The organism is Ketobacter sp., from assembly GCF_003671495.1.
Taxonomy (GTDB): domain Bacteria; phylum Pseudomonadota; class Gammaproteobacteria; order Pseudomonadales; family Ketobacteraceae; genus Ketobacter.
In genome coordinates this window covers 33,104-46,768 of the sequence record NZ_RCHN01000042.1, presented here as the reverse complement: position 1 = coordinate 46,768, position 13,665 = coordinate 33,104, and the positions used below count along the sequence as shown (strand labels likewise).

Annotated in this window: 13 protein-coding genes; 4 read left to right on the top strand and 9 right to left on the bottom strand. The window is 55.0% G+C overall.

Annotated features, from left to right (window positions below; genetic code table 11):
* The first annotated feature begins 183 nt into the window (after nt 1-183).
* On the top strand, nt 184-1,986 hold the full coding sequence (locus tag D9N14_RS19085; RefSeq protein ID WP_290582732.1) for an acyl-CoA dehydrogenase C-terminal domain-containing protein: 1,803 nt from the start codon (nt 184-186) through the stop codon (nt 1,984-1,986).
* A gap of 159 nt (nt 1,987-2,145) precedes the next feature.
* On the opposite strand, the gene D9N14_RS19080 is transcribed toward D9N14_RS19085, so the two are convergent.
* Together D9N14_RS19080 and D9N14_RS19075 are read right to left on the bottom strand one after the other, a co-directional pair.
* Entirely contained in the window at nt 2,146-3,576 is a 1,431-nt protein-coding gene (locus D9N14_RS19080; RefSeq protein ID WP_290582730.1) for a hypothetical protein, read from the bottom strand.
* 292 nt (nt 3,577-3,868) lie between these two features.
* A complete protein-coding gene (locus tag D9N14_RS19075; protein ID WP_290582777.1) occupies nt 3,869-4,189 on the bottom strand; it encodes a hypothetical protein in 321 nt (106 codons plus the stop codon).
* Here D9N14_RS19075 and D9N14_RS19070 point away from each other — a divergent pair.
* Both D9N14_RS19070 and D9N14_RS19065 read left to right on the top strand, forming a co-directional pair.
* Nucleotides 4,095-5,003 carry an acyltransferase gene (locus tag D9N14_RS19070; RefSeq protein ID WP_290582728.1) on the top strand — a complete coding sequence of 303 codons (909 nt, stop codon included), beginning with the start codon at nt 4,095-4,097 and terminating at the stop codon, nt 5,001-5,003. The genes D9N14_RS19075 and D9N14_RS19070 overlap by 95 nt on opposite strands.
* Before the next feature lie 21 nt (nt 5,004-5,024).
* On the top strand, nt 5,025-5,477 hold the full coding sequence (locus D9N14_RS19065; RefSeq protein WP_290582726.1) for a MarR family winged helix-turn-helix transcriptional regulator: 453 nt from the start codon (nt 5,025-5,027) through the stop codon (nt 5,475-5,477).
* A gap of 76 nt (nt 5,478-5,553) precedes the next feature.
* Here D9N14_RS19065 and rhlB read toward each other — a convergent pair whose 3' ends face one another.
* From rhlB to D9N14_RS19050, 3 genes are all read right to left on the bottom strand, one after another.
* Nucleotides 5,554-6,849 (bottom strand): ATP-dependent RNA helicase RhlB, encoded by a 1,296-nt coding sequence (gene rhlB, locus D9N14_RS19060; protein ID WP_290582724.1) that lies wholly within the window; start codon nt 6,847-6,849, stop codon nt 5,554-5,556.
* 119 nt (nt 6,850-6,968) lie between these two features.
* Entirely contained in the window at nt 6,969-7,568 is a 600-nt protein-coding gene (locus D9N14_RS19055; protein WP_290582722.1) for a DUF938 domain-containing protein, read from the bottom strand.
* Nucleotides 7,569-7,624: 56 nt separating this feature from the next.
* The gene (locus tag D9N14_RS19050) at nt 7,625-7,939 is read right to left on the bottom strand and encodes a hypothetical protein (RefSeq protein ID WP_290582721.1); all 315 of its coding nucleotides are present in this window, start codon (nt 7,937-7,939) and stop codon (nt 7,625-7,627) included.
* A gap of 212 nt (nt 7,940-8,151) precedes the next feature.
* On the opposite strand from D9N14_RS19050, the gene D9N14_RS19045 reads away from it, so the two are divergent.
* Nucleotides 8,152-9,297: a GNAT family N-acetyltransferase gene (locus D9N14_RS19045; protein WP_290582719.1), complete on the top strand. Its 1,146-nt coding sequence runs from the start codon at nt 8,152-8,154 to the stop codon at nt 9,295-9,297.
* Nucleotides 9,298-9,332: 35 nt separating this feature from the next.
* Here D9N14_RS19045 and D9N14_RS19040 read toward each other — a convergent pair whose 3' ends face one another.
* From D9N14_RS19040 to D9N14_RS19025, 4 genes are all read right to left on the bottom strand, one after another.
* On the bottom strand, nt 9,333-11,276 hold the full coding sequence (locus D9N14_RS19040) for a M48 family metallopeptidase (RefSeq protein WP_290582717.1): 1,944 nt from the start codon (nt 11,274-11,276) through the stop codon (nt 9,333-9,335).
* A gap of 36 nt (nt 11,277-11,312) precedes the next feature.
* Nucleotides 11,313-11,900, bottom strand: a complete 588-nt coding sequence (locus D9N14_RS19035; protein ID WP_290582715.1) for a LemA family protein — start codon at nt 11,898-11,900, stop codon at nt 11,313-11,315.
* 115 nt (nt 11,901-12,015) lie between these two features.
* A complete protein-coding gene (locus D9N14_RS19030; RefSeq protein WP_290582713.1) occupies nt 12,016-12,657 on the bottom strand; it encodes a transglycosylase SLT domain-containing protein in 642 nt (213 codons plus the stop codon).
* A gap of 89 nt (nt 12,658-12,746) precedes the next feature.
* On the bottom strand, nt 12,747-13,496 hold the full coding sequence (locus D9N14_RS19025) for a BPSS1780 family membrane protein (RefSeq protein ID WP_290582711.1): 750 nt from the start codon (nt 13,494-13,496) through the stop codon (nt 12,747-12,749).
* Nucleotides 13,497-13,665: the final 169 nt, after the last annotated feature.

Here is a 13,665-nt window from a genome sequence, read left to right as displayed (position 1 = left end):
GGTCGCTAAAAATTCTAACGCTTGTTTGAATGGTTCAGGTACCATCCTGTACCCGACCGAGCGCTGACTCCAGTGCAGGCACGTTGTTTTTTCACCGCAATTTCATGTCCCGCCAGAGCATGGCGGGCCGAATGTTGTCGACAGATAAAGCCCATTCAGTTGGTGGGCGGAGAGGGTAAAGCAATGCCAGACTATAAAGCTCCCAGACGTGATATTCAGTTTGTGATGCACGAAGTGCTGAACGTGGAAGACCACTACAAGGCGCTGCGTGGTGACGAAGAAGTAAATCGTGATTTGATCGACGCGATTGTTGAAGAAGGTGCCAAGTTCTGTGAAAACGAATTGGCCCCCATCAACCGCAGCGGCGATGAAGAAGGCTGCGGCTTTGACAACGGTGTTGTGACCACTCCCAAAGGTTTCAAGGAAGCCTATCAAAAATACGTTGAAGGCGGCTGGCCTTCACTGAGCGCGCCCATCGAAGAGGGTGGGCAGGGCCTGCCCAACTCCCTGGGTATCGTGATGAGTGAAATGGTGGGCACTGCCAACTGGTCCTGGGGTATGTATCCTGGCCTGAGCCATGGCGCCATCAAAACTCTGGAATCCCACGGCACCCCCGAACAGAAAGAGCGTTACCTGACGCGTCTGATCAGCGGTGAGTGGACCGGTACCATGTGCCTGACCGAGCCTCATTGTGGTACGGACCTTGGTATTCTGCGTACCAAAGCGGAGCCCAACGCCGACGGTTCCTACAGCATTTCCGGCACCAAGATTTTCATTTCCGCCGGTGATCACGATATGGTGGACAACATCATCCATATCGTGCTGGCTCGCCTGCCGGATGCGCCCAAGGGTACCAAAGGTATTTCTCTGTTTATCGTGCCCAAGGTCAATGTGAACGAAGACGGTTCCCTGGGTGAGGTGAACGGTGTGAGCTGTGGCTCCATCGAACACAAGATGGGTATCAAGGCTTCCGCCACCTGTGTGCTGAACTTCGAAGGTGCCAAAGGTTATTTGATCGGGCCACCAAACCGTGGCTTGAACTGCATGTTCACGTTCATGAACACCGCTCGTATCGGTACCGCGCTGCAGGGCGTTGCGGCAGCGGAAGGGTCTTATCAAGGTGCATTGACCTACGCTAAAGAGCGTCTGGCTATGCGTGCGCTGAGCGGTCCCAAGTGTCCTGAGAAAGAAGCCGATCCGATTATCGTGCATCCCGATGTGCGCCGCATGCTGTTGACTCAGAAAGCGTTTGCAGAAGGCGGTCGCGCCTTGCTGTATTACTTGTCCATGCAGGGCGATATCGTGGAGCACGGTGCCGATGAAGAAGCCAAAAAGCTGGCGGATGACCTGATGGCGTTCCTGACGCCCATTGCCAAGGCATTTTGTACAGAGACTGGCCTGGAAGCGGCAAATCACGGTGTTCAGGTATTTGGTGGCCACGGATTTATTCGTGAATGGGGTATGGAGCAGATCGTTCGTGATACTCGCATTGCCACATTGTATGAAGGTACGACAGGCATTCAGGCATTGGATTTGCTTGGTCGTAAAGTAATGCTGACCCAGGGTGGTTTGCTGAAAAACTTCACCAAGATTGTGCACAAGTTCTGTAAAGAGAACGCAGATAATGCCGACATCGCTGAGTTCATCGAGCCATTGGCCGCAATGAACAAAGAATGGGGCGATCTGACCACGCAAATCGGTATGCGTGCGATGGCGAACCAGGAAGAGATCGGAGCAGCTGCGGTAGACTATCTGATGTACAGTGGTTATATTACGCTGGCTTATTTCTGGGCTCTGATGGCGAAAGCCGCCAAAGAGCAACTGGCCGCCGGAACCACTGAAGTCGGGTTCTACACTGCGAAAGTGCAGACCGCACAGTTCTATTTCAAGCGCATCCTGCCCCGAACCAAGTCTCTGGTTGAGACGATTAACGGTGGCCTGGATTGCCTCATGGATATGGAAGTGGATAACTTCGGATTCTATTGATCGCAGGTTATCCCGAAACAGTTTCCCTCTGTAGTCCTTTGCCCGCGAACACGCGGGCTTTTTTTTGCTTATGAGCGTGAGCTGATAGTTGTGCCAAAAACGATTGGCCATAAAAAAACGCAGCCTGCCAGGCTGCGTTTTTTTGGGGCTGTTACGTGGCTACTTCACCAGGTCTGTCCAGCCTCCGCTGCTCTCCTTTTCATCACCAAAGTCGCCGAACTCATCGTCCTCCAGGTCCACGTCATCGGGAACATCGTCCAGGGCGGCAGCGCGGCGGGCTTCCTCCTCCGCTCGGCGACGGGCCTCTTCCTCGGCTTTTTTCTTCTCCGCCAGCCGTTTCGCGTCTTCCGCTTCTTTGCGCGCTTGTTCATCTGCCAGGCGTTGGCGTTCTTTTTCCAGCTCGGCATCCCGTGCGGCTTTCAGCTTGGCATCTTTCTGTTGCTGCGCAAAAGCAGCTTTCTCCTTTTTGATGCCGGCAGCGGTTTCCCTTTGGCAGGTTTCTGTGCTGTTCATCAATTTGGAGAACTGCTTACTGGAACTCCAGTTGGGATATTGCTTCACAGTGGCGATCAGCTTGCTGTCAGCGGTGACTTTGCTCTTCAGGGTTGCTGAGTCTTTATAGGCTGATTCTGCTTTGGCAACGTCGGCGTCCGCCACGAAACGATTGCTAAGTTTTCTGGCGTTCTCACAGGCATCCTGGGAGGCTTTAAGCGTGGCCACCCCATCCGTGATGTCTTTCTCCAGCGCGCGTTTGTTTTTGGTGGCGGTGCGAATGTATTCAGAGGTCTGGCCTTCACATTGTGCAGCGGTATCCACCAGTTTCTGTAGTTCCTGGCTCTGGGGGCGGTTGGGTTGCTCCTGCATCAGGGTGAAGGCTTCGGTATTCTGGCGAGCGGTCTTCTTGGCTTTCGCCGACTCGTTCATGATGGCATTCACGTCGTCCAGCTGGTCCAGGGAAAACTTCGGTGACGAGATGGTGGTTTTTGCCGTCTCACACTGGCTGATAACGGACTGATAGCCGAGGATGGCGGCGTTGATCTTTTCGACCAGCGCGTTTTCTTCCTTCATGGCTTCCGCCAGCTTTTCCTCTACCCGCGAACAGGCCCTGACTTTGGAGGCCAGTGCAAACACCTCCATGATGCTGTCAGTAATGATCATGGCGTCATCACGGTAACGTTTGTACTCTTCCATATTGGACTGGGCTGTGGGCACATCGCCAGTCCTGAGGGACTCCTTGGCGGTGTCACAATAGGTGAACCCTTTCTCCAGAATGGGGGTGGCTTCCGCCCGCTTGATATTGATTTCCACGCGCTCGCAATAGCGCAGGTTGGAGTCCATGTCCCGCTGAGTGGTGTTCAGAATGGAAGGGTCAATGGATTTGGCCCGATCCAGCTGTTTCAGGTAGACGTCGAACTTGCGCTTGGCTCCGGCCAGGTTGGTGGTGCGCAGCGTGTTCGCCTCAGTACACTCCTTGTATCCCTTGATGTATTCGTTTACGGCGTCATCGAATTTATCTGCAACCGCAATGCCGGGAGTCAGAAATAAACAGGTGATCAGGATGGGAGAAAAATGTTTGAAATCAACCTTCATGTAGCTACCTGTATAGTGCCTACGAAATGACTTGGAGTTTGTAATGGGCCCTTTAGCGCGAGAAGCGCATAAGGAAATGACAAAATCCCTCTAAACCAATGAATTATCTCAAATTTGACTCCATTCCATATTAAATATAGTCGAACTTTCGGCACACATATAGGCTGTTAGGTTTATTTATGTATACATGTTTATCCGGCTGCTGATTTGTGAATCCCCGTGCTGCTTAAAAGGGGGGAATCTGACTGCAATCACCCTCATTCATTTCTTCAAAACGTGACTCTGCGGACAATCACCAATACCCAATCCACTTTGGTAAATTGTTGACGTTTACTGCATTTTTGTGGCCGAAAAAGACAAAAAACTCTTCAAATTCGCGGTTCAGTTTTCGTTCCGTTGTGGCATAATGTGCGGCCTCTTTACTAAGGGGGCCCGCGGTTTGTCGCGCCGCAAAGCCAGATTTGCTGAGGCCGCTGGCTCGATTTAGCAGCGACATTTGTTTGGGAGAACGCAAGGACATGTTGTCTTTTTTGCCAGCCCCTGTTCGTGGCTTGCTGGCGTTTTTGGTTATGGCGCTGAACACCATAATTTCAGTAGTGCCGCTGTTGTTCATAACATTGTTGAAACTGATCATCCCCATCCGGGCCTGGGGCAAACTGTGCGTCTGGCTGTTGATCAAGATTGCAGAGAACTGGATGTCGGTGAACAGTTTCGCGTTGTCCCTGTCAGGGCGTCTGCAGATTGATGTGCGGGGCACTGAGGGATTGCATTACCACGGTTGGTATCTGGTGAGCTGTAACCACCAGAGCTGGAGTGACATTTTGATCCTGCAGCAGGTATTCAATCGACGCATACCTATGTTGAAGTTTTTCCTCAAGCAGGAGCTGATATGGGTACCACTGATGGGGGTGGCCTGGTGGGCGCTGGATTTTCCTTTTATGAAACGTTACAGCAAAGAATTCCTGGAAAAGCACCCGGAAATGAAGGGAAAGGATTTGGAAACGACCCGTAAAGCCTGCGAAAAATTCAAGGAGCTGCCGGTGTCGGTGATGAATTTCCTGGAGGGAACCCGGTTTACACAGGCCAAACACGATGCGCAGGAATCTCCCTACCAGAATTTACTAAAGCCAAAATCTGGGGGCATTGCCTTTGTGTTGTCGGCCATGGGGGGGCAGTTGCGTTCCATGTTGGACGTAACCATTGTCTATCACGACGAGACCATTGGATTTTGGGACCTGCTCTGCGGTCGGGTTCGCCACCTGACGGTACAGGTTGTCGAGCGTCCCATTCCCGAGCAATTCAGTTGCGGCGACTATGAAAACGATAGTGCGTTCCGTGCGGAGTTCCAGGCTTGGGTAAATCAGTTATGGCAGGAAAAGGACACCTTGATCACAACGATCAAACAGCAATCCGTTTTTGGTAATTAGCTAGCAATAAGGGTATGAAGTATGTCTGAACTTGGACACAGCTCCATTGAAACAAATCTGGCTCAACTGTTCATGCGAGCCTTTTACTGGGCCGACGAAGGCTTGCAAAACGCGCTGAAAAAGCAGGGCTGGCCCAGCATTACCCGCGCCCAGTCCCTGGTATTTGTGAATATCAGCGAAGGCGTGACCCGTCCCTCCGAAATCGCCTCCCGAGTAGGTGTCACCCGACAAGCGATTCATCAGACGATTAATGAGATGGTGGAGCTGGGATACCTGACTCTGCAACCGGACCCCACTGATCGTCGCGCCAAAGTGGTGGTGTACACCGAAAAGGGCAAGGAAGTCGGTGGTGCCACCGTGAGTGCCCTGCAGGAAATTGAAAGCTCTCTGTCCAATCGAATTGGAACCGAGCGCGTTGTGGCCCTGCGTGAAGCGCTGGCCCAGGAGTGGGGTGACCCGTTCCAGCCAGTCTGATTGTGGCAGCCTGAACGCTCAGAAAAACGCCCGGCTTGTGCCGGGCGTTTTTATTTGTGGCGTGTTGGCGGTGCCGTTAACCGTTGTTGGTCCGGCGCGGGCGTCGCCGTCGCCGCCGCTGGTTGTCGTGCTGGTGACTCTTGCGTTGCGCCTCACGCTCCGGGCTGACTTCCGGCTCCGGAATGGCCTGCAACAGCTCGGCTTCCGGTTGCGAACAATCCAGCTTGGCTCCCAGTAACTCTTCAATGGCAGGCAGTTGGAATGCATCTTCTTCGCAGGCGAAGCTGACACTGGTGCCGGTCTTCCCGGCGCGGCCGGTTCGTCCGATCCGATGCACATAATCCTCCGGATCTTCCGGCAGGGAATAGTTCACAACGTGACTGATGCCGTCTATGTGAATGCCCCGGCCAGCCACGTCGGTGGCCACCATCACCCGAATGTTGCCTTCACGGAATCCTTCCAGCACCTTGATGCGCTTGTGTTGTGGCACGTCGCCGGAAAGGGTGGCGCACTTGATGCCGTAATCCCGCAGTTTGTGGGTCAGATCCCGGGTTTCATCCCGCCGGTTGGCGAAAATCATTACCCGTTCCAGCTGGTTCTGGGTGATCAGGTTGTAGAGTAGTGTGAATTTCTCATCGGTGGTGACGATGTAGACCTTCTGGTCCACACTGGCGGCGGCCACGGATTCCGATTCCACCTCCAGTTGCTCTGCGTTGATGGTCCAACTGGAGGACAGGTTCATGATGTCCTGGGTGAAGGTGGCGCTGAACATCAGGGTCTGCCGATACTCCTTGAACGGGGTTTCCCGGATCAGGCGTTTTACGTCCGGTATGAAGCCCATGTCCAGCATGCGGTCGGCTTCGTCGATAACCAGAATTTCGGTTTCGCTGAGGAACAGGTCTTTGCTGCGCACAAAGTCGATCAGTCGGCCCGGTGTGCCCACCACAATGTCGATGATCTCGTTTTGCAGGCGGCGTTGTTGCTTCTGGTAGTCCATGCCCCCCACGATGCTGAGCAGACCCAGGTGGGTGTGCTTCACCAGGGCCTTGGCGTCTTTCTCAATCTGCAACGCCAGCTCCCGGGTGGGCGCCAGGATCAGTGCTCTTGGTTCGCCGTTATAGCGCTCCTCCTGCTCCGGCTCTTTCAACAAGCGATTGATCACGGTGATGAGGAAGGCCGCGGTCTTGCCGGTGCCGGTCTGTGCCTTGCCGATCACATCCTTGCCTTGCAGGCTGTGGGGCAGGGAAAGCGCTTGAATGGGGGTGGCGAACTCGAAACCCAGATCGTCAATACCCTGCTGCAGGGTGGATACCAGGTTCAGATCTTTGAAGCGAAGGGTGCTTGGTTCTGATTTGCTTTCGGTGTCCGTCATGTTGCTGTTCGGTTCTGTCAATGCAATAACTCTGAATGGTTTTTGTTCGGATTAATAGTCAAGGTAGGATACCGGTATTAGTCGGGTCAGTATAGCGCTTTAGTCCGGTTGAGCACCCATTAGGGGGCCTTTTGCCAGACCAGGGTCTGGTTATTGGCAGGCATCCTGACATCTTCCACCCATCGCAGTCCGGCTTGTGTTGCCAAGCTGGCAATGGCTTCGAAATCCCGAATACCCTGATGGGCACCGCGCGCTTTCAGCCACAGGTCAAAACGGGCGTTGCTGTCGCTGGTAAACTCTCCATTGTATTTGAACGGTCCGTAGATAATCACATAGCCAGTGGGTTTCACCAAGGCGGGTACCCGTTCGAAGAAGGCTGCAACGGCGGGCCAGCTCATGATGTGAAGCGTGTTGGCGGAAAACAGGTGATCCCGGGGGCCGGGCACAGCGTTCTGTTGCGTGACGTCAAAGCTGATGGGCGCGTGCAGATTAGGGTGACCGGCTTCATCACACCAGGCCCGGATGCCCGTAAGGTTGTCAGCCACGTCACTGGGATGCCACTGAATATGGGGCAGCTGTCCGGAAAAAAAAGCAGCATGCTGGCCTGTGCCGCTACCCACTTCGAGCAGGCTGGCGGGGGTGGTCAAGTGGCGTTGCAGAACCTCAAGGATGGGCAGTTTGTTGTTTTCGCAGGCTTGAGAGAAAGGTTTGTTGTCCATGGCGTACTCCTTGCCCCGGCAGCATAACGCAGTGTGGTCAGAGCAGGCAACGGGGCTCAGGGTGCCGGAGGATCAAACCAGAACTCGATAATGGAACAATCGCTGAGGTAATGAATATCGTGTTCCGTCATGGCAGGCACTTCGTACCAGTCGCCGGTACCATAATGACGGGTAAGGCCCTGCTGGGTGACGGTGAGCCGGCCCTGGACAACCAGGCATTTGGAGAGGGTGGAGTTGGTGGCGGAATGGACCTCGGTACCGGCTTCATAACGACTGAACATCACGTCGCAGCCGTGGGGCCCCAGGTGGAAAACGTCTAGCTGGTCTTCACCCTTTAAGAAATAATCCGATTTGTTCTGGAACAAGCTCATAATTCCATCCTTTAGTTGCCATTGGCTCGACCGTTGGCGCCATTGCGGTTCGTGCATTCCCTGACATGCTCATTGTGCTTAGGACCTTTTTCTTATTGGATATTATTGGTTGTTCTCTTCTTTCTGTAATTTAGTACCATGTTTGAGGAAAAGATCAACTAAATTGTTATGTTCGCTTTACAGTTGAGGATCAATTGATCAGGTGATTACCAATGCGGGTACACATTGAGCAGCGTTTTGTTGATTTGCCAGGGGAGTTGACTGGAGCACTGTGCCGTCCGCAGCAAAACCCTTTCTTCTGTTCGGCCTTTCTCGGGGCGCTGGAAGAATCTGGCTGTGTCACGCCGGCGCAGGGCTGGCAACCTTGTCATGTGTGGATCGAAGACCAGGGCGAGCCGGTGTTCTTCCTGCCGCTCTACACCAAGACGCACTCCTGGGGGGAGTTCGTATTTGATCAGAGCTGGGCCAGCGCCTATCACCGCCATGGGTTGAATTACTATCCCAAGCTGGTGACCGCCATTCCTTTTACCCCCAGCCAGGGGCCGCGCTGGTGGGTAAAACCCGGTGCAGACGAGTCCCGTTTGTGGGCCCTGGCCAAGGATCATATTGAGCGTCTGTTGCGGGACGGGCAGGCGTCCAGCTGGCACCTGTTATTCAGCGAGCGGACGGCTTTGCCGGTGCCGGATACCACCGCATTGGTGCGCCGTGATACCCAGTTTCACTGGCGCAATCAGGGCTACAGTCATTTTGATGACTTTCTGGCGCAGATGAAATCGCGTAAACGCAAGAGCATGCGTCGGGAGCGCAGCAAAGTGCTGGAACAGGGGGTGACCCTGCAGCGCAGGCTGGGGCATGAGCTGGGGGAAAAGGATTGGATCGAATTCTATGCCTGCTATTGCAATACCTATCATGAGCGCGGCATGAGTCCGTATCTGACATTGGATTTCTTTCTGCGCGTGGGTACGGCGTTGGCACACAACATTATGATGGTGCAGGCTCACCGCGACGGCCGTCTGGTGGCGGCTGCGATCTGTTTTTTTGACGACACCACTCTGTACGGGCGTCATTGGGGGGCCTTGCAGGAGATAGACTGCCTGCATTTCGAAGCCTGCTTTTATCAGGGCATCGAGTTTTGTATTGAGCGGGGTTTGCAGCGCTTTGATCCGGGTACCCAGGGTGAGCATAAATTGCTGCGGGGCTTTGAGCCGGTTCCGACACAATCCTGGCACTGGATTGCCCACTCCGCGTTTCGGGATGCCATCGCGGATTTTTTGCAGGCTGAAATCGAGCACACGGAACGTTATCGGGAACACGCCGCAGAGTATTTGCCCTTTCGTGATCCAGAAACGCCCTCGTGATTCATAAACGCCCTGAGCGGCTCACGGCAACCGGGTCAATCACCCTGGATGATCAGCGGGGGCAGTGGGCACTCCAGGGCTTCGCAAATGGCTCGCAATAGCTCCACTTCCTTCAGTACCGCTTTGCCATCATGCAGAATGCAATCCACACAGGCGTCCACCACCGGCTGTTTCAGTAACGGCGTCAACCGTTTCAGTTGTTGCAGAGCCTGGTTCAACCCTTTTGGACTGGGAGGCTGTTGCAACTGGCTGGAATAATCGCGCTGGCAATAGTACTGCATGATGTTCTGAAAGTTATCCGCCTGCTGGTCTTTGCTGTCGCCGCTGACCTGCACCAAGGCGCTGAATAGCGTGGCCAGGGCGGGCTCCAGAGGCTGGTAGCTTTTGATGCTCCGCTGCGGGCGCTTGATGTCAGACAGGCTTTGCTGAATCAGAAAACACGCGACAAACTCCGACAAGGTGATTTTGCGATCCAGCTTGATCAGGTCCACCGAGTTTTTGATGATGGTTTGCCGGCGCTCCGCATCCGCCGTTTTAAGGGTCGCCAGGCAGATGTCCAGCAACGGTAGGCGGATCAGCGCAGAGGAGGCCGTCAGCTCGTCGCGCAAGGCCAGAGACTCTGCAGGCAGGGCCACTGGCAGGCGGGTGATCTCCGGTGACTCCAGTAACAGCAACCCATAGAGCACCGCATCCGCCGAGTGTTGCTGGTGGGCGAGGCTCTGTAAATTTGGAGGAATCTGTTGATGCAGGCGTTGGGCGTAGTCGACGTGCTCCGGTGTGGGGCGGCCCACAGACGCTTTGATGTGCGCGGCATCGGCTTTAATAGGGTGCGAGCCCGTAAAGCCGGAGGCCGCTACGGACAGCGCAGGCGCTGCGGTTGCCGGCGCTGCTGATGTAGGCAGCGTTGTTGACGCAGACTCTGCGGCAGCAGGCACCTGGTGGGAGTCGGCTTCCGCCCGTTTACGGAAACGGGCTTTGAGTCGGGGCAGCAAGCCGTTATCAATGGTGCGAATGCGGTCTTCAATGGGTGGGTGGGTAGCCAACAGTCCGCTCAAATGCATGGTAACGGTTTCGCCGAAACACATGTGGTTCATGTCTTCGGCGTGGGCGTTCAGTAACAGGCTCTGGCCGGAGTAATGTTGAATGGCGTACAGGGCGCTGGCGATGCCTTCCGGGTTGCGGGTGAACTGGACAGAGGAAGCGTCCGCCAGGAATTCCCGTTGACGTGAGATGGCAGCTTTGATCAGGCGTCCGAAAAACAGTCCCACATAGCCAATCACCATCAGGGCCAGCCCGAGGGGAATCAACTGATTGCCTTCTTTATTGGAACGGCGCCCGTAGTAATGACGGCGGGATTGCCCGCGCAACAGAAATTCCCCGATCTGGCCGATGAACAGGATCCCGGCCAGTATGCCGATCAGACGCACATTCAGTTTCATGTCTCCGTTCAGGATATGAGAGAACTCATGGCCGATGACGCCCTGTAATTCATCCCGGGTCAGCTTGTCCAGGCAGCCCTGGGTCACCGCCAACACGGTATTCCTGGATTCGGTGCCGGCCACAAAGGCGTTGATCGCCGGTTCATCCCGCATCACAAAAATACGGGGTACCGGAGTGCCGGAGGCAATGGCCATTTCCTCCACCACGTTCTGCAAGACCTTTTCTTGCGGGCGTGTTGTGGCCGGGTCCAACGGGGTGCCTCCGGCCATCAGTGCCACCGAAACGCCACCTTTGCTCAGTTGTGCCAGCCGCAACAGACTGCCAAACACGATGGCACCCAGGGTGACTGCAGCCAGACCCCAGCACAGGGGGCTTCGTACCCATTGCCCCAGAGACAGGCCAGACTCGCCGGAGAACGCAAACACCACGAACAGGGACAGATTCACTGCGGCCACAATCAGGACCACTGCGCTCACAAAGTAAAAGATCAACAGCCCGGTCTTGCGGCGGGCGTTGTCCTGATTCTGATAGAAACTCATGGCAACCCGTTAACGGCGTTCAGTCAAAGGAAACGGTTACGAAAAGGAGACTTTAACGCCTTTGCGGGCTGCCTGATCCTCAATTTCCAGCAGTTCAGCGGGCTGGAAGCGGCCGCCGGCCACCAGGCTGTTGGGGAACTGTTCCCGATAGGTATTGTATTCCATCACGGCGTCGTTGAAGGCCTGGCGGGCGAACGCCACCCGGTTCTCGGTGGAAGAGAGCTCTTCCATCAACTGGGTCATGGTGGTGTTGGCTTTCAGGTCCGGATAATTCTCGGACAGGGCGAAAAACTTTCCCAGGGCGCCACCCAGCAGGGATTCGGCCCCACCCAGGGTGCGCACCGCTTTGCCGTCATCCGGGTGGCTGGCGGCGGCCTTGGCGGCAGCGGCCGCTTCATTGCGGGCTTCGATGACAGCGGTCAGTGTCTCCCGTTCATGTTCCATATATTTCCTGGCGGTTTCCACCAGATTGGGGATCAAGTCATAGCGGCGCTGCAGTTGTACGTCGATCTGCGCAAACGCGTTCTTGAAGCGGTTTTTCAGCGCCACCAGTTTGTTGTAGATGGTAATGGCGTAGACCACCACCACGGCGATGATGATCAAGGTAATGATTGTGCCCGACATGCCTGCTCCCAAAATTGATGATCAACGGATTGGTTGGTCCACGGCTGTGAGGCGTCACAGCCTTATAAATATAGACACTGAACGGGAACACATTAAGCGAATAAGGTGGAAATCACTAGCGGCGGGCCAGTAAAAGCTGTTTTTGATAAATGGGGCGGAATAATTTCAGGTACTGGGACTGATAGCGTTGGGTGTTGCTGTGGTAAAACGCCACCGCCCGCTCGGTGGAGCCGTGCCGTGCCAGCAGTTTTTTCAGGTATTTGGCGGCGTAGGTGATATTCACCTGCGGCTCGAACAGTTGGTCCAGGGAGTCGAAATGGCGACCGTGGAACTTCCAGTTGATCTGCATCAGCCCGATGTCCACGCTGCGGGTATCCAGTTTGCGGATTTCCCAGTCAGAGGGGCGATTGATGCCCAGCAGGGCGGCATTGGCTTTGGTGTGCTCCAGGGCCTTCCGGGCGTCTTCCCGGCTGGCAAAGAACAGCCGCTGGGCGGTGTCCGGGTAGTCCAGCCGTAGCAGCCAGGGGCGCTGCTCTGCTGCCTGCACCAGCTCGATGGCATCTTCCCGGCTGCGGGGCTTGAAACCCTCCCAGTTCAGGTTCACCGCCCAGGGGTGAAGCTGGGATTCCATTTCGGCAATGGAATGCAGCAGCGCCGGTTTGATGCCGTAATGGCGGGCGGCCTGATCAAACAGTGGGTCTGCCATCAGGCTGGCAGGGACCCACAGGATGAGTGAAAGTAATACTGCTCGAAACATGATCAAATTGTGTTAATTGGTCCACATTTAAGGTAGACAATGGAACCACAAACAGATGAACAGATTTGTTGTGCTTGTGTAATTTCCCGTTACACCGGCCGAAAGATGTCCTTATAGCTGGTGTAAGCGCTCACTATGATCAGGGGGCCAACCACCAGTATGCCAAGACCCAGTGTCACCACCACACCCAGATAGAGAACCAGCAACACCAGGGTGTACACGAGGCTGGACAGCAGGTTGCGGAAAATCGCCTCGATGGATTGCTTCAATGCCGCTACCGGGGTCTGCTGGTTGAAGACCACCAGGCAGGGGGCCCACCACATGGCAAAGACCACCAGCAATAGGCTGGTGAAGCCCAGCAGAATCAGCATCAGGGCGCCCAGCACCGTACCTGCCCCCGAGCCGCTGCCCATGGCGTTCAGGGCAACCGCCACGAACAGGCCACAGACCACCACCAGCACAAAGATGGCCAGCAGGAAAATTGCACCCAGTAACAGCAGAGGAGCCGCGTGGCTTTTGAACCCCTCAAACAGGGTCTCCAGCCGCAATTCACCGGCCTGTTCCAGTTGCGCCAGGGCGAGCATGAAGCCAGCCATCAGGGCGGGAGTGATCAGCTGACCCAATAACGGCACCATGTTGGCGGCAGTGACGATCACCATCAGGATGATCCACAGCACGATCATCATCCCGGGCGCCTTCTTAAACAGAGCCCAGGCGTCGGTGACCCAGTTTACGCCGTTGCCTGCCGGGACGGTTTCTGACTGCACGGGGCCGGCGGGAACGCCTCGCAGTGAGGCTTCGGGAGCACCGTAAGGGGTTGGGGTGGGGTCGGGCTGCATGGGGAATCTCCTTGATTATTGTTTTTGTGGTCTATTTCCGACTGAATTAGTAGGTTATGTGTGGCAATTTTCACATTGTTTTGATCAAAATTGTCTATCAACATACACCGATTTTACTATCATGCTGCCAAATCCAGATTTTGTCCAATGGCCTGATTTTTAAGGGGTT